Genomic DNA, 25,943 nt, shown 5'->3' with positions numbered 1-25,943 from the left:
TGCTATTTGTAGCCTACTAAAGTAATGGTAAATGATAGAAAGTATTTACCACTCAGATTTTTTGCATTCAGGCTTTGATGGAGACGACTCATGAGGCTTGAATCAAGACTTTTATTACTCAGACTATTTGTATTCAGGAATGCCAGCGATGAGCAAAAAAGACTATTACGACGTTCTTGGGGTAGCCAGAGGCGCGGATAAGAAAGACATCAAAAAAGCTTATCGCTCCCTTGCGAATAAGTATCACCCTGATAAGAATCCAGATAACCCAGAAGCGCTGGATAAATTTAAAGAAGTAGCAGAAGCATACGAAGTGTTATCTTCTGACGAGAAGCGCGAAGCTTATGATCGCTTCGGTCACGACGGTGTTAACGGTCAGGCTGGTGGTTTCGGTGGTGCTGGTGCAGGTGGTTTTAGCGATATCTTTGGTGATGTGTTTGGCGATATTTTTGGCGGCGGCGGAGGCGGTGGTCAAAGCCGAACGCGCCGTGGTTCTGATTTGCGTTACACCTTAGAATTAGAACTTGAGCAAGCAGTTTGGGGCTGTGAAGAGAAAATCCGCATCCCAACGCTTGTTAACTGTAAAACCTGTGATGGTTCTGGTGCGAAGAAAGGGTCTAAGCCAAAAACCTGTGGTACCTGTGGTGGTGCAGGGCAAGTGCGCATGTCTCAAGGTTTCTTCTCTGTTCAGCAAACCTGTCCTGAGTGTCACGGTGCAGGCCAAGTCATTAGCGATCCTTGTAATGATTGTCATGGTCAAGGTCGTGTACAAGAGTATAAGACACTCAATGTTAAAATTCCTGCAGGCGTGGATACAGGTGATCGTATTCGTTTGTCTGGCGAAGGAGAAGCGGGAGCCAATGGCGGCCCAGCAGGGGATTTATTTGTTCAAGTATCGGTAAAACCTCACAGCATTTTTGAGCGTGATGGAGCGAACTTGTACTGTGAAGTGCCTATTAGCTTTACTACTGCAGCACTGGGTGGCGAAATTGATGTGCCGACCTTAGATGGGCGTGTGCGCTTAAAAGTCACACCAGAGTGTCAAAGCGGTAAGTTGTTCCGTCTACGTAACAAAGGTGTGAAACCGGTTCGTGGTGGCCCAGTGGGGGACTTGATTTGTAAGGTGGCGGTCGAAACACCAGTGAATTTAACGTCTCGCCAGAAAGAGTTGTTAACTGAATTAGCCGAAAGTATGGGGGAGGGAACGGATCACTCCCCTAAACAAAAGAGCTGGTTTGATGGTGTGAAGCGTTTCTTTGATGATATAAAAAAGTAATTCACTGATAGGTACAAGTTACCGTCGTACACTTGCTGTGACGGATTGTGTTTTTCGCACACAGTCAGTGGGCGAAAGAGAGATCAAATAAAAAAGGCGCTATATAGCGCCTTTTTTATTGAGCATGATTGTGCTTTTGCTAGTTTGCGCCTTTTTTGTAGAGCAAAGAGTCAATGTAGCTGCTAAGAAGATTCGCCGCGTTAGTGAAGCTCTTGTTATTTGGGATGATAAAATCGGCTTTCTCGCGAATATCCAAGGTTTTAAGTGAGGCTTGGCGCACGTGGCGCATGTAGCGGCTGGTGACTTCATTCACATTACGAGCACGCTCGGCGATATCTCGCTTAAGGCGACGAACAATGGCAATGTCCATATCGGTGTCGACAAACAGTAGATAGTCTACCGCATCACGAATGGCGGCGTCTTGAAACATCATGTGTCCTTCTACAAGTACGACGTCGGTTGGCGCCAAGTTACGATAGCCAACACGTTTATGCTGTGCGTGATCGTATACTGGAATTTCATTAGGTTGCTGCTTGTTTTTGCAGTTATGAATGGCAAGGATGATACTTTCTAAATCCAAGGAGCTTAAATCATCAAAGTTGTAGACGTCTGGGTCAATGCTGCCGCAGCCATTATAAAAGCTGTCTTGACAAAGTACGGTAATGCGATCTTCTTTGCCTTCGGCCAAGAGAGAGCATAGTCGGCTTTTGCCACTACCAGAAATGCCTGTTACGCCAATAACAAGTGCCATGTGTATTTTACCTCAATAATGTCTCGTGATAGTCCCTAAAACGTTTTTAAATTGAACGAGTTAGAGATGTTTGTTGCGCCTTTTTTATTGCGTCTCGAGAGGGGGATTAGATGCAATTTTGCGCATTTTACCAGATGTTCTGTGGTGTTGTCTGCTAGGTTATTGATGCTGAAAAGGATTCTCCCTACCAGTGTCCTATGGTGATCAATTTTTTGAATACCTTTGTATTGTTACGTTATAAAAACGATATGTTGTGTGTGGCTAAGACACAAAATCATACAAGGAATGCCCCCCCCAGAAACAGAATTAAAGGTACAATAAAAGCATAGTCGTTTTTGTTTATGGCCGAGTCTATTTATCGGCAGGTTTTAGTAGGTGTGAAGTGATGCGTTTGTGTAAAATTGCTAGGGTATTGAGTTGCATTATGGTGCTTGGTTTAAGCTCGTCAGTTGTGTTTGCTGATGCAACTTCGCAATTGAAGCAACAGGCAACGCCTCAGACTGGTGGGGCTGAGCTATTTGGTTTGAAGGTGAACGATTTAAGTAAGCAAACGTTGGAGAAGCAGTTATCAAGAATGGGCTTACAGCCTTATCCTTCTTATAAAAAAGATGTGGTGTCTTATAGTCTTGGGCCAAAAGGTATCTTAGGCATCAAGGAATTGGATATCACCTTTAATGATTACGATTATATCCGTCATGCTAATCTGGCTGGGGTGGTGAAGAATACCCATGAACGTCAGAAGCTAGGCGAGCTATTAGAAAAAAAATATGGCGAGCCGAACGTTGGTTTTATTAAAAACGGCTATGGGCGTGCACGATGGTACTTTAAAGATGGTACCTATATTGAACTACATAACACAACGTTTGATGTATCGATTAGTTATGTCGATGAAGATCCTAAGGTGCCATCTGAGTCTGGTACTATTGACGTTGAGGCCTTGTCAAAGCAAACTCAGTAAATCATTAAACGGGCCTTTCTAGAAGGCCGCTTTTATCTGAGTTCCTGTCATGTTTCTTTTAGATCTGAATTTGCGTTTAGCGTATTTCTTACAACCCTACCTTCATGCTATCTCGGTTGCCCTAGTGGCAACTTGTCTTGTGGTTTACGGTGATAAAGTCAATGGCTTTTTAAAAAGAGCGGTTTCCTCTTGGGTCTTCGTGGCTCGGGTGGCGGCATTTATCTTGATGTGTGCCTTTGGTTACGGTTTGTTGGCTTTGTGGAGTCAGCCTTTGGTGTTTTGGTTGATTACAAGAATTGATCTGGTTTACCGTCCTGTTGTGCTATTTGCCTGTTTTTGTTTATTGGGTATTTTGGCGGAGCGAAAGCGTCAGTTATAAAAAAAAACATGAAATTTTCTCTCTTTTTTGGTTATCAAATTACGGAATTATCCTGTCATTTTGAGCTTTTTTACCGTGAATGACGTTATGAATGTAGTAAAGTTTCTAAGTGACTGTTGTTTTCTCGTTATTTCCATTAAAAATGTATTTAAATATCAGATTTTAAAGGAGTTTTGTTGCCTTTTTACAATTTGTTTTTAGGCAAAAGCGACGGTAGACTGCACCCAATTCGACTCAATAGTGTCTTCTGGGGAGCCTGATATGACAAACACTTGGTTACAATCTCTTGCGCTGGTGGAATCCATGATTCCTCTTTTGGGAAAACTTGGCCGCGAACATTCAGTCAAGGTCCAATTGGCTGGTCAGACATTAATGGCAGATTCTGTGACAGGTCTGATGGGGATTTTTGACAAGCATCCAGAATTGGATCTGACACAAGTGTATCAAGTGCTAGAACAAGCCTTGGCAAGTCCTTCAAAACAGCGTGTATTAGCATTGGAAGCCTTGCTGGCCGAAGCGGATGTCCAATCCATTTTAGCGACGCCGTCGTCAGAAGGGGAAACCACTCCTGTTGTACTGTATGGCTTTGGCCGAATTGGTCGCTTATTGGCTCGCCGTATGTGTGCATTAGGACACACGACTCCTGGTATGTATCTAGCGGCTATTGTGGTTCGTAAAGCCTGTGATAATGACCTTGCCAAACGCGCCAGCTTGCTTAAATACGATTCGGTCCATGGTACCTATGATGGTCTGGTTAAAGTGGATGATACCAACCAGAGTTTGATTATTAATGGGCAAGCGGTAAAAGTAATTTACGCGTCTGATCCAGCACAAGTGGATTATGCCTCTCATGGTATTAAGCGTGCTTTGCTGGTTGATAATACTGGCCGCTGGCGTGATCGTGATGGCTTGAATGTTCACTTACAACGTCCTGGTATCGAGCGTGTTGTATTGACCGCCCCAGGCAAAGAAATGAAAAACATCGTGTTTGGTGTCAATGATGGGGATCTAACTAAGTCAGATCGTATCGTTTCGGCGGCATCTTGTACGACTAATGCTATTACACCAATTTTGTCCGTTCTAGAGAAAAAATTTGGTATTGAATCTGGTCATGTAGAAACGGTACATGCTTATACCAATGATCAAAACCTGATTGATAATATTCATAAAGGTGACCGTCGTGGTCGTGCGGCGGGCATGAATATGGTGATGACTGAAACGGGAGCAGCGAAAGCTGTGTCTAAAGCGATTCCTTCGTTAGAAGGCAAATTAAGCGGTAGTGCTATTCGTGTACCCGTTATTAATGTGTCGATTGCGGTTTTAAGTTTGACGTTGAAAGAAGCCACGTCAGTTGAAGTGATAAACCAGCTTTTACAAAATGCGTCTAATTCAGCAGAGTTAAGCGGCCAAATTGGTTTCAGTGCCGAAGCTGATGCGGTGAGCTCTGACTTTATTGGTTCAGAGCAGGCCGGTATCTTGGACTCTTTGTCAACGAAAGTACGTGGTAACCAAGCGACTCTATATGTTTGGTACGATAATGAATATGGCTACAGTTGCCAGGTTGTGCGCTTGATGGAAAAGTTGGCACAGGCTCAGTTGGAAAGTGAGTCGGTCCGCGAAGAGCAAGCAGCATAAAATAGAATGACCGGATACACAGCAATGTGTGTTTTATACGGCGGCCTTTGGGTCGCCGTTTTTTTTGTCTTGTTGGGATGAAAAATGCTAACGATTTAACCGCTAAGCTTGTATTATCTGCTTTTTATTAACTTGATAAAGGGACGACTTCAAGAATGAGAAGCCTCATAGTGTTATGGCTAGCCTGTTTTTCTTTCTATTCTTTTGCTGCGGATTCAGACAATGTCAGCATGACAAACGAGCAGTTTTTGCAACAACTTCACCCCCAATCCGGTGATATCATACTCGGAAACGGTGTCGCAGAGTTAAGCTTAACCGATAAATTTCAATACCTTTCACCTAAGAGCACTGAGCGTCTATTAGTCGATGGTTGGGGGAATCCACCAGGTAACAAAACCTTGGGGATGCTGATTCCTGCCAATACCAACCCTCTTAGTAATGATGGCTGGGGAGTGGTGATTACTTATCAAAAAGACGGTCATGTCAAAGATTCTGATGCCAAGACGATCGACTATAACGAACTTCTGCAAAAGATGAAGAAGGAAACTCAGTCTGAGAGTAAGGAAAGAGTGAAACAAGGTTATGGTTCCATGGAGCTGGTTGGTTGGGCACAGCCCCCCCGCTACGATCAAGCAACACATAAGTTTTATTGGGCCGAAGACTTAAAGACAAGTGATTCTAGAGAAGACTCGCTCAATTACAATATTCGTGTGTTGGGTCGTGAAGGGGTGTTGGTGTTGAATGTGGTTGGTGGTATGAGCCAGCTTCATGATATCGAAAAAGAAACCCCCGCCTTACTTGCTGTAACGAACTTTACGAAAGGCAACCGTTATGCGGACTTTGATAGTAAGACAGATCATGTTGCGGAATATGGGCTTGCTGCGTTGGTTGCAGGTGGTGTGGCAGCCAAAATGGGCTTGTTTGCAAAATTGTTAGCGTTACTTATTGCTTTCAAAAAGGTCATTATTATCGGTGTGGCTGCATTTGGTGGCGTAATCATGAAGCTATTTCGCCGTAAAAAATAGGTTCTATGAATCATGGTAAAACTGTTTTTGCTTCTCTTTAGTGCCGCCAAATTTGGCAAGCTCTTAACAATGGGCGGCACCATGTTGTTTTCCATGTTAGCTTATTCATGGATATTTGGTTGGCGCTATGCTGTTGGGTTTGTGCTGCTGATTTTATTTCATGAATTAGGGCATTATATGGCCGCGCGTCAGCGCGGTCTCAACGTTGGGGTTCCAACCTTTATTCCTTTTGTTGGTGCTTGGATTCAGATGAAAGAGCAGCCAACCAATGTGGAAACGGAAGCCTATATTGCCTTTGCTGGGCCCGTTATTGGTACGCTGGCTGCTATGGGGTGTTACTGGTTGGCTCGGGAGAGTGGTAGTCAGCTGATGTTGGCGCTCGCTTACGCAGGCTGTATGATTAATTTGTTTAATCTGATTCCCTTATCACCTCTAGATGGTGGGCGAATTACGGCCATCATTTCACCTAAAATATGGTTGCTGGGGTTACCATTATTGGTCGGACTGTTTTTTTATAATCACAGCCCGATGTTGATACTAATTGTTGTTCTCGCCTACCCTCAAATTAAGCAGGCCATTTGGCCTAATCCGAATGCCATTCCCCAAGGGTATTATGAAGCCAGCTTTAATGATCGGACAAATTATGCCGTACTCTATTTAGGGTTGGTGGTATTTCTATCTCTGATGACCTATCTATTGCACAGCAGTTTGTCTGGGTAGGTGAAAAGTGTGCTAACGCTACTTGCCCTAGGTTCAGTGATGGTGGCCTTTTCTGCTATGGAGACTGATAAAAAAGCAAAAAAAAGCCGAACTTAACGTTCGGCTTAAACAAAAGTAACTAGCAGTTTCAAACACAATACCTCTGTGGGGAAATATCATGTTCTCTCAAATACCAACTGTGGGAGTGGTTTTTGAGTCATAAGTCAACGTAGTAAGGGCTACGTTGAAAGATCTATTTCAGGTCGCTGTTCAACCTAAGAGATGGAGCCTATTTTAGATTTTTTGCCAGCTCTTTCAAACGATATAATCTGATCACTTGCATTAGAATTGCTAATCCAAATACTCTTCTATCTGAAAAATTTGTTATGATCTCCATATCGCTTAAAGTACCGAATTTTTTATGACACCTTGATTTATTGGGCCTATCTGAAATGGATAAGAGCATTTTTCACTAAAATGTCATCAGGTTTTGTTAAGGAGGTGTTGAGTGTCGACACTATTTTGCACTAGTCAGAATGATTCAATTTTGGACAAAATATGAAGTCAATTCCACTGTATGGATTAGAAACGTTTGCGATTGCTGCACGCCATTTGAGTTTTACCAAAGCCGCCCAAGAAATGCATCTAACGCAAGGGGCTGTTAGTCAGCAGATCCGTCAATTAGAGGAGCGCTTAGGGCTCACTTTGTTTATTCGTTACCATCGTCGATTAGAGCTGACCGTGGCGGGGGCGCGTCTTGCTGTACACATCAATCACAGCTTTGCTCAGATCCAAGCCTTGATTTCTGAGCTAAAAGAGGAGGAGACATCGAATATTTTGACGGTATCTGTTATGCCTTCTTTTGCAACGAAATGGTTGATTCCTCGCCTTGGCAGTTTGCAAAAACAGTACCCAGATTTACAGTTACGGATTCAGGCGAATGATCGAGAGGTCAATTTTCAACGAGATCGCATTGATGTGGCGATCGTCCACAGTCATATTCATGGTCGCAATAGTTATACCGTTCCTTTGATGAGAGATCAGGTTTTTCCCGTATGCAGTGCCTCATTCGCCCAGGAACAAGGATTGACCGAGTCCAATCAGCTAGCAGCGCTACCATTGCTTAATGATGATTCCGAATGGCGTTTTTCCAGCCCGTACGCGGAATGGGAAAAATGGTTGCAATTGACGAACGCTAGAGGGGTGAAGCCATCACGAGGCATCAGCTTTAATCGTGGGGATTTAGCGGTTCAAGCTGCCATTGCGGGCCAAGGTGTTGCGTTGGGACGAACCCCTTTGGTGATGGATGACATCCAGCAAGGCCTTTTGGTCAAACCCTTTTCTGAGGTATTAGATGAAGGGCATCGTTATTTGTTTGCTTGTCCCGATGCTCAGCGTCATCGGGAGCCTGTGCAACAATTACTGGCTTGGCTGGTTAGTGAGAGTTATCGCTACTCGCCAAAAGACTGCTTAACCCTGCCTGATACCTTGCCGCATTTGAATCTAGGTGCGTGACCGTATGTTCGTTATAGAAAATAGAAGACCTAAAAAAACCGATGGGAGACCTGTGTCTGTCATCGGCTTTTGTTGAGGTTGGTGCTTGTGTTAAAGAAATCAAAAACTCAGGTGATTATGCAGCGATAGCCAGTGACTTCTCTATGTATTCTTGAAGCGCTCTGACTTCGTCTTTTGACATTTCTAAGCCAAGTTTTGTGCGTCGCCATAGAATATCTTCTGCACTATGAGCCCATTCGTGTTTGATCAAATAGTCGACTTCTACTTGGTACAGCTCATTGCCAAAGCAGTGTCCTAGCTCTGCTTCATTGCTGACCTTGTCCAACATAAGGTGTGTGAGTGTGCCATAGCTGTTGGCAAAGCGTTGCGCATTGTGTGCGCTAATAAACGGGTACTGTCTTTGAAGTTGAATACCAAATGCGTCTAGGGGCATGCCTAAATCGCCACCAGGCAGAGGTTTAGTGTGTGTCCAAGGGGCACCCATGTTGTCAAAGTAAGGCGTTAGTTTGCGCATGGCCGATAGCGCTAATTGGCGATAGGTGGTGATTTTGCCGCCAAAAATACTGAGTAAAGGCGCTTTGCTTTCGTCATCTTCTAGGTGCAGGGTGTAATCACGGGTCACTGCAGAAGGGTTGTCTGATTCGTCTTCTAACAATGGCCGAACACCAGAGTAACTCCACACAATGTCATCGGGTGTCAGTTGTTTTTTAAAGTGATCATTAGCGACGCTAAGAATATAGCTTGTTTCTTCTTCCGAAATCGCTACTTTATCAGGGTCGCCTTTGTATTCCACATCTGTTGTACCGATGAGGGTGTAATGCTCGCGGTATGGAATAGCAAAGACAATGCGCTTATCAACGTTTTGCATGATGAAAGCGTTAGCTTCTTTGTAAAGACGAGGAACCACAATATGACTGCCTTTGATCATGCGGATGCCATAGGGAGCTTTGCGTTCCATCTTAGTTTCAATGAAGGAAGAGACCCAAGGACCTGCGGCATTAACCAATGCATTGGCGGTGATTTGTGTGACTTGGTGGGTGATCTGATCTTCAAGTTCAATACGCCATAGACCACGGTCGCGTTTGGCAGAAGTACAGCGAGTTCTAGCAAAAATACTGGCGCCATTTTGCTGTGCGCTTAGGGCGTTGATGACAACCAAGCGAGCATCATCTACCCAGCAATCTGAATATTCAAATCCTTGTTTGATGTCGGATTTAAGTGGACTATCTGCGGTATATTTCACGCCACGAGAACCTGCAAGGGCTTCCCGCTTGCCGAGGTTATCATACAAAAACAAGCCAATTCGAATCAACCAAGCAGGGCGTAAATGAGGGCGATGTGGCATTTGGAAGCGCATTGGGGTGACAAGGTGTGGCGCGACTTTGAGCAATACTTCTCGTTCGTTGAGCGCTTCGCGGACAAGACGAAATTCGTAATGTTCTAAATAGCGCAAGCCGCCATGGATTAATTTGCTGCTTGACGACGAAGTCGCATGGGCAAGATCGCCCATTTCACATAAGCCAACTTTAAGTCCGCGTCCTGAGGCATCGGCTGCGATGCCTGTGCCGTTGATGCCACCACCAACAACAAATAAGTCAAAATGTACTTGAGTCATGGTGCTCCCCGCTTAACCTTGCTCGTTTTTGAGTGACATGCTTTCGTTTTGGCATGTCTGTTGTTTTTTTATGTTCATATGAAAGTAAATCATGTTCGAAAACGAACATTTTAAACCCCATGATAGACCTCATGATCATTAATGACAAGGCTTGAATATTAAAATCTGATGAAAAAACACACACTGCTTGAGTATGTTCAGGGAGCACTGATGTAAGGTGCTTAGAAGTCGATTGATACACCCTACATCTGAATAAGGTTGGAAGGTTTTTGATTGAGCCACTATTCCTGCGTTGTGCAAAGCTCCAAACGGACTTTGTGGGCTTTCATAATGGTGAGTAGACTTTTGGGTGGTTGTTCATTGGTGAACAATCTATCAACTTGGGTGAGGCTGCCCAATCTCACCATGGCATTACGACCGAATTTATTGGCGTCGGCGGCTAAAAAAACATGACGTGAATTGGCGATGATGCTTTGAGCTACTCGTACTTCTTGATAATCATAATCCAATAGGGAGCCATCGTTAACATCAATACCACTGATACCAATGATGCCGTAATCCACTCTAAATTGATTGATAAAGTCAATGGTGGCTTCTCCCATTATTCCCCCATCTCGTGAGCGGACTCTGCCCCCTGCGATAATGACGGTAAAGTCTTCTTTGCCGCTTAGTATGGTGGCGACATTGATGTTATTCGTGATGATTTGCAAGCCTTGATGTTTCAATAGAGCACGAGCAACGGTTTCTGTTGTGGTGCCAATATTTATAAAAAGGGAAGCGTTGTTAGGAATTTCTGCCGCAATACGATTAGCTATTTGCTCTTTAGCAGAGTGTTGTAGGATTTGCCGTGTGGCGTAGGCAACGTTCGTCGTACTGGAGTCATAACTGGCGCCGCCGTGGTGACGACGAATTCGTTCGGATTGAGCTAATACATTAATGTCTCTGCGAATCGTTTGTGGAGTAACGTTAAAATGACTGGCCAATTCATCAATCGTGACATAGCCTTTTTCTTTTGCTAGAGCGACGATTTTATCTTGGCGAGTTTGTTGGGCCATTGACGCTTTCTCCTTATAAAAAGCCACTTGCTTGCTGGGCAAGACATATTGATGTTGATCGTTGTCGTTGACTATGGAGGTTAACAATAGCAAAAAATGCGCACTAATAAGTGGATTTTGTGTGTTCTTTCATGAATTTATAAGGAAAGTTGCATGAATGGATAAGAGAAGTTGCTCTCTCTTACGAAGGTGTATTGTCCCTCCAATGAGACAGATACCATCTTTTTTACGATTTGAAACAGCCAACTCCTTGTGTCCCTCTCTACTTATGACTAAGTTAAAGATTGATTAAGTTTCTTACTAAAGGATTTTACAACGATGTCAAAACAATTCGCCGAAGTGCAGCAAGATGATTTTATGAAATTTGGCGGTGAGCGTCCTAGCTATTTGCAGATAGAAGACTCGCTTATGGAATTAGGAGGGCATGGTGTGAGTGGCAATGCATTTAAAAATGAAATGGTAAAATTGGCCGGTTGGACGGGGGGGGCGTTAACGACTTATGCCCAGCGTCCTGCTGTAGCGATGAATGCATTTAATCGAATCCGTGCCGTGTTGCCAGAGGTGTCAACGCCAGACGAACTTAGAGAGGCATTGGTACAACTGAAAAACTAGAGTCTAAACATGGGGTAAAAAAAACCGCCTAAGCGGCTTTTTTATGTGTTTTACGGCAGTTTGTTAGGGAAGGCCGTATATTAATATAAGGCGTTATTCAGCGTCGGCGATGGCTCGAATATTATATTCGTCATCTAAAATGCGGCCAATCACGTTATTTCCCGCTAAGTGGTGAGCATATTGCATGTGTAAGCAGCGTACTTGGTCCCAATTAGCAATCCCACCAATACCTAATTTTTCAAACAGGGGTTTGAAGCCCTTTTTCTCGATGATCGCTTTGTGATCTGGGCTCATCACTGCCCAGCGACGGGTAATATAATCTTGATGGGACTGGTGATACGCTTCAAGTAACATGTCATCTTCTTTAATGCGTTGTTCTAATTCTTTCACCACGCCTTGGCTCTCTATTTTTGCTAGGGCTTTGTCTATGGCCTTGCTTGATAGCCAGTATAGGGTGGGAAACGGCTGGTCAAACACCCAAGTTTCCATTTCAAGGACTTGGGGAATGCCACTCGGAGAATAATGGGCGATGGCTTTAATACCGCTAGGTGAGCGGCCAAGCTGGTTGGTAATAATGTCAATATCTTGCTGGGAAAGAGTGTTTGTCATAGGGGTAAATGGATAGCGATAAATAGCGAAAGTGCCTATATTAGGCAGTGAATGATGGGAAGCTAGCAGCAAATTTCTGGATCCATTCCGCTGCGGCTTCGTTGTAATTAAGTCGTCTACCTTGGGTTTTTGCCTGACGACGATAATGCTCTATCTGAGACAGCTGCTCTACCATGCGTACGCAATAACACTCGTCTTTAATGGGGAATTCAATGGCGACACGGTATTCCCCCACTTCACGATCACACCACACGATACGACCTGTTACGCAAAAATTAGGGTCAATTTCTTCTAGAGTGACGCGCACAGACCGGCCACACTCATAATACTGAGAGGCAAGACAGGTTATACCGACAAATCCTAGCTTCTCTTCTGTGGTGACAGGAAAGGGCTGATCCTCAATAAGAGTGATCTCTAAAGGTAGATCTTTCGGGTGTGCAACAAATTCCATCGCAACGAGCCAGCTTATTCAGATAATCTTGTTATCGACCAAAAGGTCAGGGAGTTTAAAAATTACGCGAATTGTACGCTTTTTGTTCTCGCTGTACAGACGAATTTTAAGATAGCAGATTCTATATTCATAAACTTAACTTATATAGAAAGATTTGCTGCTCCACTAATTTAAAGGCTATGTTATTTTTCTCTGTTTACCTGATAAAAATAAGTAAATTTATTGTAAATATGTAAAAGAGCTCAATATCTGCTTGGTACTTGAATAGGGCGAATCCACCTGTATTGAGAGGAGATGGCAGTATGTGTGCTCCGTCTAGTATCCATTTGGTACTTGTTGGCAGGCTAGTTTCCCTAATTGCTTCAAGGCGTCCTGAGTTTTGGTGTCCCATGTGAGTGCATAGTTGATACGAAAGTGGTGTGGATACTGATTGGTCAAGCTAAATGCCACTCCAGGGAGTATGCCAATGCCAATATTCAATGCTTGTGTGTGCAGAGCCATGGCATCGATATCAGAGGGCAGTGTCACCCAAAGTAAGAAGCCGCCAGTTGGTGTTGAGGTACTGGTTCCGGTTGGGAAATGTTGTGAGATGATGGCTTGGTAGCGAATCAGGTTGTCATGATAAGCAGCTCGGGTTCTTCTTAAGTGTCGATCGTAGGCACCATTTTCTAAAAAATTGGTAATGGCTGTTTGTGTGAGTGTTGGTACGGCGAGTGATTGAATATAAGCAAGGTGTTCGATTTGTGCTTGGTGTTTCCCTGCTACGATCCAGCCAACACGAAAGCCTGGCGCTATGCTTTTAGAGAAAGAACTGCAATAAATGATAGAGTTCGTTTGATCGTCGGCTTTGAGGGCATGCTCTCTGCGATGATTGTAGTTCAACTCCCCGTAGACATCGTCCTCTATTAGGGTGAATTGATGTCTGGTTGCCAGTGTTAATAGATGTTGGCGTGCAATGTGATTGAGAGTGGCACCAGTTGGGTTTTGGTTATCGGGTGTGACAATGCAAGCTTTGATTGGCCACTGTTTAAGGGTTTGTTCTAACACATTGAGATTGATACCGTGTTGGCTATCACAAGGGATTTCAATGGCTTTCATTTGTAGCACTTCAATGACTTGGAGAACGCCATGATAAGTGGGACTTTCAATCGCAATGGTATCGCCTGCTTTTGCAATGGCCTGTAGCGACAGCATTAAGCCATTCTGACAGCCCATGGTAATGGTAATATCGTCTGGTTGCAGTTGGCATCCTGTATCAAGCATGCGAATGGCAATTTGACGACGTAAACTCAATGATCCTGGCGTAAATGCGTAGGCAGCACAAATTTCGGGCTCTAAGCGCATCAGGCGTCCAACGGAACGTTGCAATTGTCGAATGGGCAAAAATGGGGATTGCGGTATGGCCGCTGCAAACTGAACAATGTCAGGCCTTTGCGAGGCGTGTAATAAGCGACGTAGCAAAGTATGTATGCTGCCATCGTTTTCAATGGGCTTTACTATATTGCTGTTGCTGGATTGTTTCGGGGGAATGTGATCCTGAACAAAATAGCCTTTTTGTGGACGGGCTTTAATGATTCCTCGATCTTCTAACAGACTATAGGCTTGCAGTACGGTGGCGACACTGACATTGAGTTGTTTACTTAATTTACGAACCGACGGTATTTTTTTCCCTGGTAAGAAAATGCCATTATGGATCTGTTTTTCCACCTGAGTCGCAATTTTCTCATATAAGGAATGTTCCATAATATTCTTGCCATATTACCTCGTGATTAAGAGCTCAATTTAGCAGATTGAAAGGTTGAATGAAATTTATCACTACTTACTGTATTCGTCTGATGTTAGCGGCTTGGATAAGGTATTTTTTCTTCTTTATTACATAAGAATACATAGTGTAAAATGCCGTTGACAAAACATCACCAATGAGTCAATTTTATCTCACTTCCTTGAGAAAATGACACATCCATATAAATGCTTAGAGGTCAATTATGTCGTTATCTGTTATTCAAAGGATCTTAGTAGGCTTTGGTGGATTGTTAGCCCTACTATTAATTGTGGCAACAGCGGGTTTCATAGGGTTGGAGAAGGTTGAGAGTGGGCTAGAACAAGCAACAGGCAATATTGCTAACATCAATAAAATAAGCAATCAAATAAACCAAAATCTTGCCAAAGCCGATACCACGGTTCTGCAATATTTGTTGAGTCGTTCACCTAAGACTTTAAAGCAACTAAAGACGTCGTTTGAAGACAGTAAGAAGAAAATTCAAACGTTATTCAACAGTACCTCGGAACAGGTACAAGATTATCCTAATCTAGTCAATATATTAAAACAATCAAAAGTGGAAGTGGCTGCCTTTTATCAGTTCACTGATATGGCGTTTAAAAATCACGAACGCATGTTGAAATTACAAGCGAAAATTCCTGATGGAAAGTTTGATTTAAAAGATGATATTTCCTATTTGTTAGATAACCTGAATACAATCAAAAAGAATCACCCAAATGAGCAAAAAGGCTTTGCCGCCTCTTATTTGATTGATCAGTTTGAAAGTTTAAAGGCGTCTATTAGTGATTATTTTGATTCAACCAATCTAAAAAATATGTTGGCGCTGAAACAAACTATGGCGAAAAACTTCTCTAGCATGGGGCAGAACCTTACCTATTTGGATGATAGTGATAGCAGTGATTCCGTTAAGCAAGTGAAACAAGAAGTGCTAGGCGACGATAGTGTTGTGGAGAATTATTATCACTTCATCAGCCTAGACCAACAATCCGAAAGTATTGCCAGTAAGCTGGTGGACAAGATGGACGTGATCAGCGGGTTATCGAAACAAACCATTGATATGACGGAGCAGCTGCGTGAAGCGGCGAAAGACTCTGCCAAGCAGGCGGCTTACTTCTCTAAATTGTTTATGGCAGTTGTCGTGTTAGTGTCAGTGCTGATTGCGGTTCTGATCACCCTATGGGTAAGCCGTAGTATTCGTAAGCCATTGGCTAGTGTTATGTTGGTACTAGGGAAAATATCAGATGGAGACTTTACGCAACGTAGTCAGGTATCGAGTAAGGATGAGTTTGGGGAACTATCTCGTTGGGTTAACCAGTTAGTGACGAAACTGCAAAGTGTGATGCAAGATGTTAATAAAGCAGCAAACGATGTGGCTGACTCAGCGGAGCGAAATGTGCGTATTGCCAGCGAAACGAAGATGTTGATGAATACGCAAAGTGATCGCTCATCCAATATTGCAACGGCAATGACCGAGATGTTAGCGACGGTTCAGGATGTCGCGAAAAATGCTGAAATTACCCTAAACCAAGTGCAAGAAGTGGATACGCTGGCAGTCGAAAGTCGTAACAATATGAGTTCAAATATTCATGAAGTTGAGCAGCTGGTGGCGCAATTGGAGTCATCCGAAGGCGTGGTTAATGAGTTGGATGAGCATTCGAAAAACATTGGAAAGATTTTAGAGGTCATTCAAGACATTGCAGAACAAACCAACTTATTAGCGTTGAATGCTGCTATTGAGGCGGCGCGAGCGGGAGAGCAAGGGAGAGGCTTTGCGGTTGTGGCTGATGAGGTTCGCTCTCTGGCAAACCGTACTCACACATCAACGGAAGAGATCCAAAGTGTGATTAGCTTGCTGCAGGGGGGAGTGTCGAAAACAGTAGCCGCCATGCAAGAAAGCAAGGATAAAGCCTACTCTAGTGTGAAAGAGACACGAATGGTTGGTGAAGCGCTGGATACCCTACAAACACGTATGGTTGAGGTGCGTGACTTGAGTACGCAAATTGCGACGGCTGCGGAGCAGCAATCGTTAGTCGCACAAGACATTAATAAAAGTGTGCATGAAATCTCAGCGATGTCTGAGGAGGCGACTAAGAGCGCGGACTTAAGCGAGAAAGACAGTGAGCAATTGTTTGATTTATCGTCTAATACCAAGCAGTTATTGGCTCAGTTTAAAATCGAGCCGTAATTCGACTTCGCGGCGGATTGTTCTCATTTACCGAAAACTTTGACGCTTACCAAGGAATGGAAAGATTTTACTGGTGTGGTGTCATACGATTTGCTATTTATTTGTTGTAGGATAACGTTCATTAATTCTTTGTGGAGAAAAGTATGGCAATTCAAGTTGGTGATATGTTACCCCATGGCCAGTTCCAAGTAATGGGCCAAGAAGGTCCAGAGAATGTGGATGTGACAGAGTTTTTTTCAGGAAAAAGAGTCCTGATGTTTGCTGTCCCTGGTGCGTTTACTCCTACCTGTAGTGCTAGTCATTTGCCAGGTTATGTGGTGCATTACGAGGCAATAAAAGAAAAAGGCATTGATGAGATTGTTTGCCTTTCTGTAAACGACGTGTTTGTGATGAACGCTTGGGGAAAAGCGAATAATGCTGAGTATTTGGTAATGGCAGCAGATGGCTTGGCTGAGCTGACTTGCTCAATGGGCTTAGAATTGGATATTTCATCCGCGAAAATGGGTATTCGTAGTCGTCGATATGCCATGTTAGTGGACAACGGTATTGTGCAACAGCTTTGGTTGGATGAACCAGGTGAGTATAAAGTAAGCTCTGCTGAGTACGTATTGTCTCAGTTGTAAGTGAGTGCTTTAGGGCGATAGATACGTCTATGTTATTCAAAGTGCTGGAAAAACCGCTTCATGAGTAAGCGGTTTTTTTATGCCTGATGGTGAGGGTGTACAGTGACTTTTGGTAGGCCCCATACGTAGCCCGCTCAGTATTAGAAAAACGCAAGTTAACACTATATCAAAATGCAATACCGTTGTGTTCAAATTGAAATAGCCAAAGGGCCTCCAGAGCGAAATACTCTTCTTAAGTTATGCATTGGTTTTAAATGGCTGAAAGTATGCTTTCTTCACCCTGTATCAATGCTTGTTATCTTAATATAAGAAAAGAGAAGAGTAGCATGATTATAGATTGCCATGGACACTACACCACCACACCACCAGGCGTTGGTGCTTATCGAGATAAGCAAAAAGAGCAAGTTGCGAAAGATCCGGCTTTTGTTGGCGAAAAGGGTAAGGTGGTCGTCTCTGACGATGAGATCCGTGAGAGTATCATTAATAATCAGCTTCGCTTGCAAAAAGAGCGCGGCACAGATCTGACGATTTTTTCACCGCGTGCTAGCTGGATGGGCCATCACATTGGTAATGAATACACCAGTCAATATTGGACTGAGCATCAAAACGATTTAATTCGTCGAGTTTGTGATCTGTTTCCTGATAACTTTGCACCGGTGGCACAATTGCCTCAGTCTCCGGGAGTAGATCCTGCCAAGTCGGTCGGTGAAATTGTCCGTACGGTAGAGCAAATGGGCTTTATCGGTATCAACTTGAACCCAGATCCAAGTGGCGGTTATTGGCAAGATAAGTCCTTAGCCGATCGCTCCTTTTATCCTATCTACGAAAAAATGTGTGAATATGATATTCCAGCGATGATCCACGTCAGTGCTGCTTGTAATGATTGCTTTCACACTACAGGCTCTCACTATTTAGGGGCGGATACTACGGGTTTCCAACAGCTAATGATGTCGGATGTTTTCAAGGACTTTCCAGATCTAAAAGTTATTATTCCACATGGTGGCGGTGCGGTGCCTTATCACTGGGGGCGCTTCCGTGGTATGGCACAGGACAAAGGGTTTGATCTAGCTGAACGTGTGTTGAATAACATCTACTTTGATACCTGTGTGTACCATCAACGTGGCATCGACCTTTTATTAGATATTATTCCAACGAAAAATATTCTGTTCGCTTCAGAAATGATCGGTGCGGTGCGTGGTATTGACCCAGAAAGTGGTCATTATTATGACGATACAAAGCGTTATATTGATAACAATACAGTGCTAAGTGCGGCGCAGAAACAAGAAATTTTCGAAGGCAATGCGCGTCGCGTCTATAGCCGTTTAAAAATCAATGGCTAGTCATCGTAACCTGAATAGATGAGGAGAAGATCATGCGGAATAATATTGTAGTACAGCATATTGAACGCGCAGACCAAGAAGTGATTGACGGTTTGGCTGAGTGTGGCGTGGCGACGATTCATGAAGCACAAGGGCGAGTGGGGTTATTAGCCCATTATATGCGTCCCATTCAACAGGATGTGTCAGTAGCTGGATCAGCCGTGACTATTTCCGGTGCAGCAGGGGATAACTGGATGATGCATGTTGCGATTGAGCAGTGCCAAAAAGGTGACATCATGGTATTCGCGCCAACGTCGCCGTCTAATCACGGTTTTTTTGGTGACCTATTAGCGACGTCTGCACAATCTCGTGGTGTGGTGGGTTTGATCATTGAAGGTGGAGTTCGTGACACGCGAGACTTGCGCCAAATGAAGTTTCCCGTTTGGTCCAAAGCGATTTTTTCAGAAGGGACGATCAAAGAAACCGTTGGCTCGGTCAACGTACCTATGGTTTGTGCAGATGCCTTGGTGAACCCAGGTGATGTGATTGTTGCAGACGATGATGGTGTGGTAGTAGTTCGACGTGAAAGCGCAGCGCAAGTGCTAGAGCTGGCACGCAAGCGTATGGCAAATGAAGAAGCTAAACGCGTTCGTATGGCCAATGGTGAGCTAGGATTGGATATTTATGAAATGCGCCCTCGTTTAAAAGAAAAAGGGTTGAAATATGTCTAAGGCAGCCAACCTCATAGACAGTGCACCTTGTATGTGGATGCGTGGCGGCACATCAAAAGGTGGCTATTTTTTAGCCTCGGATTTACCAGAAGAAACCGACGCTCGCGATCAGTTTTTATTGCGGATGATGGGGTCGCCGGATGATCGTCAGATTGATGGTATGGGAGGTGCGGATCCTCTTGCTTCTAAAGTGGCAGTAGTGAAACCGTCCCAGCGTGATGATGCGGATGTGGATTACCTGTTCTTGCAGGTCTTTGTTGATCAGGCCATCGTCACAGATGCTCAAAACTGTGGCAACCTGCTTGCTGGAGTTGGGCCATTTGCCATTGAGCGTGGTTTGGTTGCCCCTCAAGAAGGTGAAACGACAGTTCGCATCTTTATGGAAAACACAGGGCAGGTCGCGACAGCGCAAGTATCAGTGAAAGAAGGAAAAGTATGCTACCAAGGCCGAGCGAGGATTGATGGTGTGCCAGGCTTTTCTGCCGCTGTGCCTATTACCTTTAATGATACGGCAGGTTCTAGCTGTGGGGCGTTATTGCCGACTGGCAATGTGGTCGATGTGATCGATGGTGTTGAAGTCACCTGCATTGATAACGGTATGCCCGTTGTGGTGATGCGAGCCTCGGATATGGGGATTACCGGCCGCGAAACACGGGAAGAACTGGAAGCGAACGAAGCGCTGCGGGCTAAACTCGAATCGATTCGCTTACAAGTGGGCCCAATGATGAACTTAGGCGATGTAAAAGATAAATCGGTGCCGAAAATGACAATGGTCAGTGCGCCGGTGAATGGGGGCGCGATTTCTACTCGGACATTTATCCCTCATCGCTGCCATGCGTCGATTGGCGTTCTTGGCGCGGTGAGCGTCGCCACTGCCGCTGTGCTGAAAGGTGCTCCAGCGAATGACGTGGTGAGCTATGAGGCAGGGTCGACTCTGTCCTTGGATGTGGAGCATCCGATTGGTTCTATGACCGTGATTTTAAATCAAAAAGACAATGGCGAAGTGAGCTCAGCTGCGATTTTACGTACAGCCAGAAAACTGTTTGATGGGCAGGTGTTTGCTCATGACAACGGTTTATAAAGAGTGGCGCCCTGTAATGAAAAGCCTTAAACAAATATTAAAATAGGTACCAGATCATGATGGATAAAGATTACATTCCTTTTCATCCTAACCCAAGTAAGCCGAACTTTCGTGTACCTGAAGGCTCGGTAGATGCCCATTGTCACGTGTTTGGTCCAGCGGATAAATTTCCTTATCACCCAAAACGCAAATATACCCCGTGCGACGCATCAAAAGAGCAATTGTTCGCGTTACGTGATCATTTAGGTTTTTCTCGAAATGTGATTGTTCAGGCATCGTGTCATAGCACGGATAACTCCGCCTTGGTTGATGCGCTCAATTCGGCCGGAGAGTTGGCACGAGGCGTCGCGTTTGTGGATGACAGCATTACTGAGGCAGAGCTGAAAGAGATGCATGAAGCGGGTGTTCGCGGCGTACGCTTTAACTTTGTAAAACGCCTAGTAGATAGTACACCTAAAGAGGTTTTCTTTGCGATTGCTGACAAAATCCGACCTTTAGGTTGGCACATCGTTGTGTATTTTGAAGCGGCGGACCTTGAGGAGCTGATTCCTTTCTTAAAAGCGTTAAATACCACCATAGTAGTCGATCATATGGGTACGCCCAAAGTCGCTAATGGTGTGGATCATCCGGATTTCCAGCGTTTTGTGAATTTCATGGCAGACAACGATAATGTTTGGTGTAAGGTGAGCTGTTCTGAGCGTTTAACGCAGCATGCACCGGACTATTCTGATGTCTACCCATTCGCTCGAACCTTGGTAGAGAAATTTCCAAACCGTGTGTTATGGGGAACAGATTGGCCTCACCCAAATATGAAAGTAGAAGCACCGAATGATGGTCATTTGGTGGATGTGATCCCCCATATTGCGCCTACCAAAGAGTTGCAACAGGCCTTGTTGGTGGATAATCCAATGGCGCTTTATTGGGCGGAATGATTCGCTGGGGTGAGTAGGCGTGTTTTATCGTGAAGATTGATAAAGCACATAACGGAATAAGAAGAGGTGTGTATATCATGGCAATAAAAGATCCAACTCAGCCTGTCCCAGGAACCTATCTGTTTAATGGCAAAATGGCCAAGAAAGGTTATGGGCTGAACAAAATGTGTTATTCCTTCAATGAGCAAGCGGCTCGTGATGAGTTTAATAAAGATCCAGATGCTTACTGTGCTAAGTTTGGTTTGACTGAGAAACAGATCAAAGCCATTCATGATCGCGATATCATTGGTTTGCTCCAAGAGGGCGGCAGTATTTATTACGTGGCGAAGTTTGCCGGCCTTCTTAAGCTGAATATGCAAGATATCGGGGCCATTCAAACGGGGTTAAGTTTGGATGAGTTTAAAGCATTGCTGGTTAAAAATGGCTCAGGAGAAGCATAATGGCGAATATTATTGGCGCAGTGACCACCTCTCATATTCCTGCTATTGCTAATGCAATGGCAAATAAGCAAGAAGATACGCCCTATTGGAAGCCGTTTTTTGATGGTTATCCACCTGTACGTAAATGGCTAAATGAAAAACAGCCGGATGTAATTGTCTTATTTTATAATGACCACGGTCTCGAATTTTTTATCGACAAGAAGCCGACGTTTGCCATTGGTGTGGCGGATGAATACCACAATTCTGATGAAGGATGGGGCATTGCAACCATCCCTCCTGTGACGGGGGAGTCAGAATTATCCTGGCACATTGCTAATAGTCTGGTGGAAGACGGTTTTGATATGACGATCTGCCAAGAAATGAAGGTCGATCACGGTTTGACCGTTCCTTTGAGTTTGATGTGGCCTGGGAATAATTATGGGCATGTTAAAGTGATTCCTGTGTGTATCAATTGCGAGCAACATCCGATGCCTCAGCCTTGGCGCTGTTTTGAATTGGGTAAAGCCATTGGTAAAGCCATTGAGTCTTATGATGAGGACATCAGCGTTGCCATATTTGGTACGGGCGGTTTGTCACACCAGTTAGATGGGGAGAGAGCGGGAATTATCAATCGAGAGTTTGATCTTGAATGCATGGATAAACTGGTCAGTGACCCTGAAGCGTTAACCAAGTACAGTAATTTGGAGCTAGTTGAGATAGGTGGTGCGCAAACCGTTGAGCTCAATATGTGGATTGCCATGCGTGGGGCGCTACGTGGTAAGGTCACCGAACTTCATAGAAATTACCATGCCCCAATATCCAATACCGGATCAGGCGTGCTTTTATTAGAACACGAGATGCCTAGTAAATAGGTTCTTCTTCTAATACCAACATGCATGATGGAAAGTGCGATTAAAAGCACAATGAAGCAAGATGCGATAGGTTGAATAGGGCTTATCGCATCTTTTTTAATTATTGTTTCTTGGGGGAGCATGGAATAGTAGTATGACAACTACCGTGATGTATCAAGCAATCGGCTAACGGTACTAGATACGTGTTCTGCTCCTTTGAGGATTTCGTCGATAATCCCCGCCGCTTCGTTAATCAGTTGAGCATTCTCTTCTGAGCGGCCATTTACTTCACTCATGCTTGCTTTAGCTTGGCGAGTCAGGACACTGTTTTGTGCCACCATCTCTTCGATTTCTACCGTCGATTTACTGGTTCGAGACGCTAATGTCCGCACTTCATCAGCCACTACCGCAAAGCCTCTACCATGCTCTCCTGCTCGAGCCGCCTCAATGGCTGCGTTAAGAGCCAATAAGTTGGTCTGGTCGGCAATCGAACCGATGGTGGTGACAATTTTAGCAATACTTTCGGATTGCTTGTTTAGTTGCTCAATTAAATCTGTCGATATATCGACATCCTTAATAATTTGGTTGGATGTATCAACGGTACGTTTGAGTATTTTTGCTCCATTCTCTGAGACTTGAGCTGTTTCTACAGAGGTTGCGTGAGCGACTTCAGCAGCATGTTGTATGGCCATTTGCTCGTTGACTTTGTCAGTAATGTCGGTCGCAATTTTGATTACCTTAGTCACATTCCCATCGTCATCAAAAACAGGGTTATAAGTTGCTTCTAACCAAACAGATTGACCTTGTTTGTTGATGCGTTCAAATTGACCCGAGCTAAAATGGCCCTGTGTCAACGATGACCAAAAATTGGGGTGAGTGTCATAAAATTTATCGTTACAAAAGATGCGGTGTTTTTTTCCTTCGATCTCTTTTAGTGAATAACCCATGGCCCTAAGGAAGTTGTCATTAGCTGTCAAGACGGTGCCATCTGGTGTGAACTCAATCAAAGCGGATGAGACATTCAAAGAGGCAATAATCGCCTTTTGGTCATCTGCTCTGTTTTTCTTTTGTGTTATATCAGTGGCAATTTTCACCACTTTTGTGACCTTGCCATCGACTGTGACGGGAAAGTAAGTGGCCTCTAGCCAGATTGGCTGGCCTCCCTTGGTGAGTCGTTTAAAAGAGCCTTGGTGGCTTTTTCCACTATTAAGCTTTTCCCAAAACTCTTTGTAATCAGGACTTGATGTGAATTTATTGGTGCAGAACATAGCATGTTTCTTGCCGACAATTTCATCTAAACTGTAGCCTACAGACTTAAGAAACAGCTCATTCGCATTGAGTATGGTGCCATCTGGAGTGAAGCTTATTGTTGCGCAGTATCGGCTCATAGCATCTAAAAATGCTGAACCTTCAGCGGCGATTCTCTGTGTTTCAAAAAGTGCTTCCTGTTTTGCTTGTTTGCTCTTGCTGTTGAAAATCATAGTATCACCTGCTTTAAGTTGACATTATCGCACTGCGCTTTGTAGGCTAATTCCTACAGTTATTGTACGTTTTTTGGTATTCTTTTCAGTTAACTAACGTAGGACATTTGTTATTTATATGGAGGGAAAGTGTAAACGGACCTTTCTTCACTAATACGTGTGAAACAGGCTGAAGGATTGATTTTGTGTCTATCGTTAAAGGTCCAATGAAATAGCCTCGCTAAGGTGAATAATGTCATGGACGCTGTATAATTCTGTAGCAAGGCATTGTGTGACAAGTTAACGAGAGGCTGCAAATAGAAACCATGACAATCAAAGAAGAGCAATTGTTCTATGTTATCGAGCAAACATTCTTAGGCTATTGTTTATTAGTAGCTAGTGATAAGGGATTGTGCAATGTGAGTTTTGCTGATGATATGTCTGCTTTGCAGCAGGAGTTACGTCTCACTATGCCGAGGGCAGTATTGAAAAATGTTGGACAGTATAAAGAAGGCTCTGTCATCGAGCCGTATTCTGCTTGGTTTGATTGTCTTCTGGATTACTTTAGTGAGAAAGGAAACTTAAGAGACAGTTCAATTCAGTATTTACCTTTAGATCTCCAAGGGACCGTGTTCCAAAGACAAGTATGGCAAGCCTTACAAACCATTCCTTACGGGGAAACACAAACCTATAGTGAGTTAGCTGAACGAGTCGGCCGCCCCAATGCGATCAGGGCGGTTGCTAATGCTTGTGGAGCAAATCGTCTAGCGGTACTGATCCCGTGCCACCGTATTGTGCGTAAAGGCGGGGGTCTTGGTGGCTATCGTTGGGGAATTGAGCGTAAAAAACAGCTGCTCAATCGAGAGTTATCTTGCGTTTAAACATCTGCTCAAACTGTCCTATATTCTGCTGTACGTAGTCAATAAAAGAGCGCATGGTGGGCGTTGGGTGTTGCCCTTGTGGGCTGACTAAACACCAAGACCGACGCAGCGGGAAATCCTTAATGGGTAATTCTACTAAACTTTTCAGCTTTAACTCGGCCAGTATTCCAAAGCGCGGTAAAACCGCGACGCCTAAGCCTGCCATCACGGCATGTTTAATGGCTTCGTTGGAACCAATTTCCATTTGATGGGGAAAACGAACGCGTTGTTTTTGACAATGTAATTCCAATGCTAAACGGCTGCCTGAGCCTGTTTCCCGTAGTAACAGGGTTTGTTCTAAAAACTTGGCCAGCGTGATTTCTTTTTCTTGCAACAATGGATGGTTAGGTGGGGCAACGGGTACTAGCTCATTGTCCAAAAAAGGTAGGCTCAACATGGGCTTATCGTTAGGCACCATGCCCATAATGGTCAGTTCGTCGCGATTTTTTTCGAAGCGCGCAATGGCTTCGGTTCGATTGACCACTTTCAGTGAAACCGTCACGTTAGGATGAAGGCTGGTATAGGCACGTAATAAGTGTGGGACTATGTATTGGGAGGTGGTTACCGCGACCAACTTTAGTTCCCCAGAGACTAAGCCAGTGTCGTTCATCAGATCGTTTTGAAAACGTTGTACTTCATCAAACACAGAAAGGGTGCATTGTGCTAAGCGTTTGGCGATGGCGGTACTGTATAACTGGCGACCTACGTATTCAAATAGCGGTTGTTCAATGACCTGTTCTAATTGTCGAATTTGATTACTGACTGCGGGTTGGCTTAAACCAAGCATGTCCCCAGCACGGCTGTAACTGTTCAGCTCATAGACGCACTTGAAAACTTGCAGCTGTCTAAAGGTGAGTCGACTGGCGAGATAATGGACATTGGATGACATGCTTGCTTCCATTTTATTGTTATCTATCACGTATACCTTATAGATAATGCCTGAAATATCAATTTTTACTTTGGTTATTCTTTGAGTAGGCTAATTATTCAGAGGCCTTTGCACGGTGACTCTGTTTGCTGAATCTAGACTCGTCTTGGTTTCGCCCACAAGGTTTTACTCAG

At 44.1% G+C, this 25,943-nt stretch carries 25 protein-coding genes; 17 read left to right on the top strand and 8 right to left on the bottom strand.

Translation table 11 applies throughout. The annotated features are described in order from the left end of the window. The first annotated feature begins 148 nt into the window (after positions 1 to 148). Positions 149 to 1,276 (top strand): molecular chaperone DnaJ, encoded by a 1,128-nt coding sequence (gene dnaJ / locus MSP8886_RS18205; RefSeq protein ID WP_067019220.1) that lies wholly within the window; start codon positions 149 to 151, stop codon positions 1,274 to 1,276. A gap of 139 nt (positions 1,277 to 1,415) precedes the next feature. Here dnaJ and MSP8886_RS18200 read toward each other — a convergent pair whose 3' ends face one another. Next, the gene (locus MSP8886_RS18200; protein ID WP_067019217.1) at positions 1,416 to 2,027 is read right to left on the bottom strand and encodes a uridine kinase family protein; all 612 of its coding nucleotides are present in this window, start codon (positions 2,025 to 2,027) and stop codon (positions 1,416 to 1,418) included. 385 nt (positions 2,028 to 2,412) lie between these two features. Between MSP8886_RS18200 and MSP8886_RS18195 the strand changes: the two genes are divergently transcribed. The 6 genes from MSP8886_RS18195 (at position 2,413) to MSP8886_RS18170 (ending at position 8,238) form a co-directional block, all read left to right on the top strand. Then, the gene (locus MSP8886_RS18195; RefSeq protein ID WP_067019214.1) at positions 2,413 to 2,985 is read left to right on the top strand and encodes a uridine kinase; all 573 of its coding nucleotides are present in this window, start codon (positions 2,413 to 2,415) and stop codon (positions 2,983 to 2,985) included. A 49-nt stretch (positions 2,986 to 3,034) separates the two neighbouring features. Next, positions 3,035 to 3,364 carry a DUF3392 family protein gene (locus MSP8886_RS18190; RefSeq protein ID WP_067019211.1) on the top strand — a complete coding sequence of 110 codons (330 nt, stop codon included), beginning with the start codon at positions 3,035 to 3,037 and terminating at the stop codon, positions 3,362 to 3,364. Between the two features lie 261 nt (positions 3,365 to 3,625). Then, on the top strand, positions 3,626 to 4,999 hold the full coding sequence (locus tag MSP8886_RS18185; RefSeq protein WP_067019208.1) for a glyceraldehyde-3-phosphate dehydrogenase: 1,374 nt from the start codon (positions 3,626 to 3,628) through the stop codon (positions 4,997 to 4,999). Between the two features lie 155 nt (positions 5,000 to 5,154). Further along, positions 5,155 to 6,024, top strand: coding sequence for a DUF2167 domain-containing protein (locus MSP8886_RS18180; RefSeq protein ID WP_067019205.1), 870 nt, complete (start codon positions 5,155 to 5,157; stop codon positions 6,022 to 6,024). 12 nt (positions 6,025 to 6,036) lie between these two features. Next, a complete protein-coding gene (locus tag MSP8886_RS18175) occupies positions 6,037 to 6,744 on the top strand; it encodes a site-2 protease family protein (protein WP_067019202.1) in 708 nt (235 codons plus the stop codon). Positions 6,745 to 7,281: 537 nt separating this feature from the next. Then, positions 7,282 to 8,238 carry a LysR substrate-binding domain-containing protein gene (locus MSP8886_RS18170; protein WP_067019200.1) on the top strand — a complete coding sequence of 319 codons (957 nt, stop codon included), beginning with the start codon at positions 7,282 to 7,284 and terminating at the stop codon, positions 8,236 to 8,238. A gap of 115 nt (positions 8,239 to 8,353) precedes the next feature. Here MSP8886_RS18170 and glpD read toward each other — a convergent pair whose 3' ends face one another. Together glpD and MSP8886_RS18160 are read right to left on the bottom strand one after the other, a co-directional pair. Continuing rightward, the gene (glpD, locus tag MSP8886_RS18165; RefSeq protein WP_067019197.1) at positions 8,354 to 9,853 is read right to left on the bottom strand and encodes a glycerol-3-phosphate dehydrogenase; all 1,500 of its coding nucleotides are present in this window, start codon (positions 9,851 to 9,853) and stop codon (positions 8,354 to 8,356) included. 281 nt (positions 9,854 to 10,134) lie between these two features. Further along, positions 10,135 to 10,908: a DeoR/GlpR family transcriptional regulator gene (locus MSP8886_RS18160; protein ID WP_067019194.1), complete on the bottom strand. Its 774-nt coding sequence runs from the start codon at positions 10,906 to 10,908 to the stop codon at positions 10,135 to 10,137. A 318-nt stretch (positions 10,909 to 11,226) separates the two neighbouring features. Between MSP8886_RS18160 and MSP8886_RS18155 the strand changes: the two genes are divergently transcribed. Beyond that, positions 11,227 to 11,520 carry a hypothetical protein gene (locus MSP8886_RS18155; RefSeq protein ID WP_067019191.1) on the top strand — a complete coding sequence of 98 codons (294 nt, stop codon included), beginning with the start codon at positions 11,227 to 11,229 and terminating at the stop codon, positions 11,518 to 11,520. Positions 11,521 to 11,613: 93 nt separating this feature from the next. Here the strand turns inward: MSP8886_RS18155 and MSP8886_RS18150 are convergent, their stop codons facing one another. From MSP8886_RS18150 to MSP8886_RS18140, 3 genes are all read right to left on the bottom strand, one after another. Beyond that, positions 11,614 to 12,201 carry a DUF501 domain-containing protein gene (locus tag MSP8886_RS18150; protein ID WP_370737032.1) on the bottom strand — a complete coding sequence of 196 codons (588 nt, stop codon included), beginning with the start codon at positions 12,199 to 12,201 and terminating at the stop codon, positions 11,614 to 11,616. Next, positions 12,170 to 12,580, bottom strand: a complete 411-nt coding sequence (locus MSP8886_RS18145) for an energy transducer TonB (protein ID WP_067019185.1) — start codon at positions 12,578 to 12,580, stop codon at positions 12,170 to 12,172. The genes MSP8886_RS18150 and MSP8886_RS18145 overlap by 32 nt, the downstream gene beginning before the upstream one ends. Before the next feature lie 315 nt (positions 12,581 to 12,895). Beyond that, positions 12,896 to 14,323, bottom strand: coding sequence for an aminotransferase-like domain-containing protein (locus MSP8886_RS18140; protein WP_067019182.1), 1,428 nt, complete (start codon positions 14,321 to 14,323; stop codon positions 12,896 to 12,898). A 242-nt stretch (positions 14,324 to 14,565) separates the two neighbouring features. On the opposite strand from MSP8886_RS18140, the gene MSP8886_RS18135 reads away from it, so the two are divergent. The 8 genes from MSP8886_RS18135 (at position 14,566) to MSP8886_RS18100 (ending at position 22,522) form a co-directional block, all read left to right on the top strand. After that, positions 14,566 to 16,545: a methyl-accepting chemotaxis protein gene (locus MSP8886_RS18135; protein ID WP_067019179.1), complete on the top strand. Its 1,980-nt coding sequence runs from the start codon at positions 14,566 to 14,568 to the stop codon at positions 16,543 to 16,545. Between the two features lie 143 nt (positions 16,546 to 16,688). Further along, on the top strand, positions 16,689 to 17,168 hold the full coding sequence (locus MSP8886_RS18130; RefSeq protein ID WP_067019176.1) for a peroxiredoxin: 480 nt from the start codon (positions 16,689 to 16,691) through the stop codon (positions 17,166 to 17,168). Between the two features lie 326 nt (positions 17,169 to 17,494). Then, positions 17,495 to 18,508 (top strand): amidohydrolase family protein, encoded by a 1,014-nt coding sequence (locus MSP8886_RS18125; RefSeq protein WP_067019172.1) that lies wholly within the window; start codon positions 17,495 to 17,497, stop codon positions 18,506 to 18,508. Between the two features lie 32 nt (positions 18,509 to 18,540). Beyond that, complete coding sequence (locus tag MSP8886_RS18120) at positions 18,541 to 19,218, top strand: 4-carboxy-4-hydroxy-2-oxoadipate aldolase/oxaloacetate decarboxylase (RefSeq protein ID WP_067019169.1); 678 nt, start codon at positions 18,541 to 18,543, stop codon at positions 19,216 to 19,218. Next, a complete protein-coding gene (locus MSP8886_RS18115) occupies positions 19,211 to 20,299 on the top strand; it encodes a 4-oxalomesaconate tautomerase (protein WP_067019166.1) in 1,089 nt (362 codons plus the stop codon). The genes MSP8886_RS18120 and MSP8886_RS18115 overlap by 8 nt, the downstream gene beginning before the upstream one ends. A 56-nt stretch (positions 20,300 to 20,355) precedes the next feature. Next, positions 20,356 to 21,231: an amidohydrolase family protein gene (locus MSP8886_RS18110; protein ID WP_281197869.1), complete on the top strand. Its 876-nt coding sequence runs from the start codon at positions 20,356 to 20,358 to the stop codon at positions 21,229 to 21,231. 77 nt (positions 21,232 to 21,308) lie between these two features. Beyond that, the gene (locus tag MSP8886_RS18105; RefSeq protein ID WP_067019164.1) at positions 21,309 to 21,671 is read left to right on the top strand and encodes a protocatechuate 4,5-dioxygenase subunit alpha; all 363 of its coding nucleotides are present in this window, start codon (positions 21,309 to 21,311) and stop codon (positions 21,669 to 21,671) included. Continuing rightward, positions 21,671 to 22,522 carry a class III extradiol dioxygenase family protein gene (locus MSP8886_RS18100; RefSeq protein WP_067019161.1) on the top strand — a complete coding sequence of 284 codons (852 nt, stop codon included), beginning with the start codon at positions 21,671 to 21,673 and terminating at the stop codon, positions 22,520 to 22,522. The genes MSP8886_RS18105 and MSP8886_RS18100 overlap by 1 nt, the downstream gene beginning before the upstream one ends. A 140-nt stretch (positions 22,523 to 22,662) precedes the next feature. On the opposite strand, the gene MSP8886_RS18095 is transcribed toward MSP8886_RS18100, so the two are convergent. Further along, positions 22,663 to 23,982 (bottom strand): methyl-accepting chemotaxis protein, encoded by a 1,320-nt coding sequence (locus tag MSP8886_RS18095; protein WP_067019159.1) that lies wholly within the window; start codon positions 23,980 to 23,982, stop codon positions 22,663 to 22,665. Positions 23,983 to 24,287: 305 nt separating this feature from the next. On the opposite strand from MSP8886_RS18095, the gene MSP8886_RS18090 reads away from it, so the two are divergent. Then, complete coding sequence (locus MSP8886_RS18090; RefSeq protein ID WP_067019155.1) at positions 24,288 to 24,842, top strand: methylated-DNA--[protein]-cysteine S-methyltransferase; 555 nt, start codon at positions 24,288 to 24,290, stop codon at positions 24,840 to 24,842. Here the strand turns inward: MSP8886_RS18090 and MSP8886_RS18085 are convergent. Further along, complete coding sequence (locus tag MSP8886_RS18085) at positions 24,817 to 25,770, bottom strand: LysR family transcriptional regulator (protein ID WP_067019153.1); 954 nt, start codon at positions 25,768 to 25,770, stop codon at positions 24,817 to 24,819. The genes MSP8886_RS18090 and MSP8886_RS18085 overlap by 26 nt on opposite strands. Positions 25,771 to 25,943 lie beyond the last annotated feature (173 nt).

The organism is Marinomonas spartinae (assembly GCF_900089775.1).
GTDB classification, from domain to species: Bacteria; Pseudomonadota; Gammaproteobacteria; order Pseudomonadales; family Marinomonadaceae; genus Marinomonas; species Marinomonas spartinae.
The sequence above is the reverse complement of the archived record's forward strand: the minus strand, read 5'-3'. Positions and strand labels throughout refer to the sequence as shown.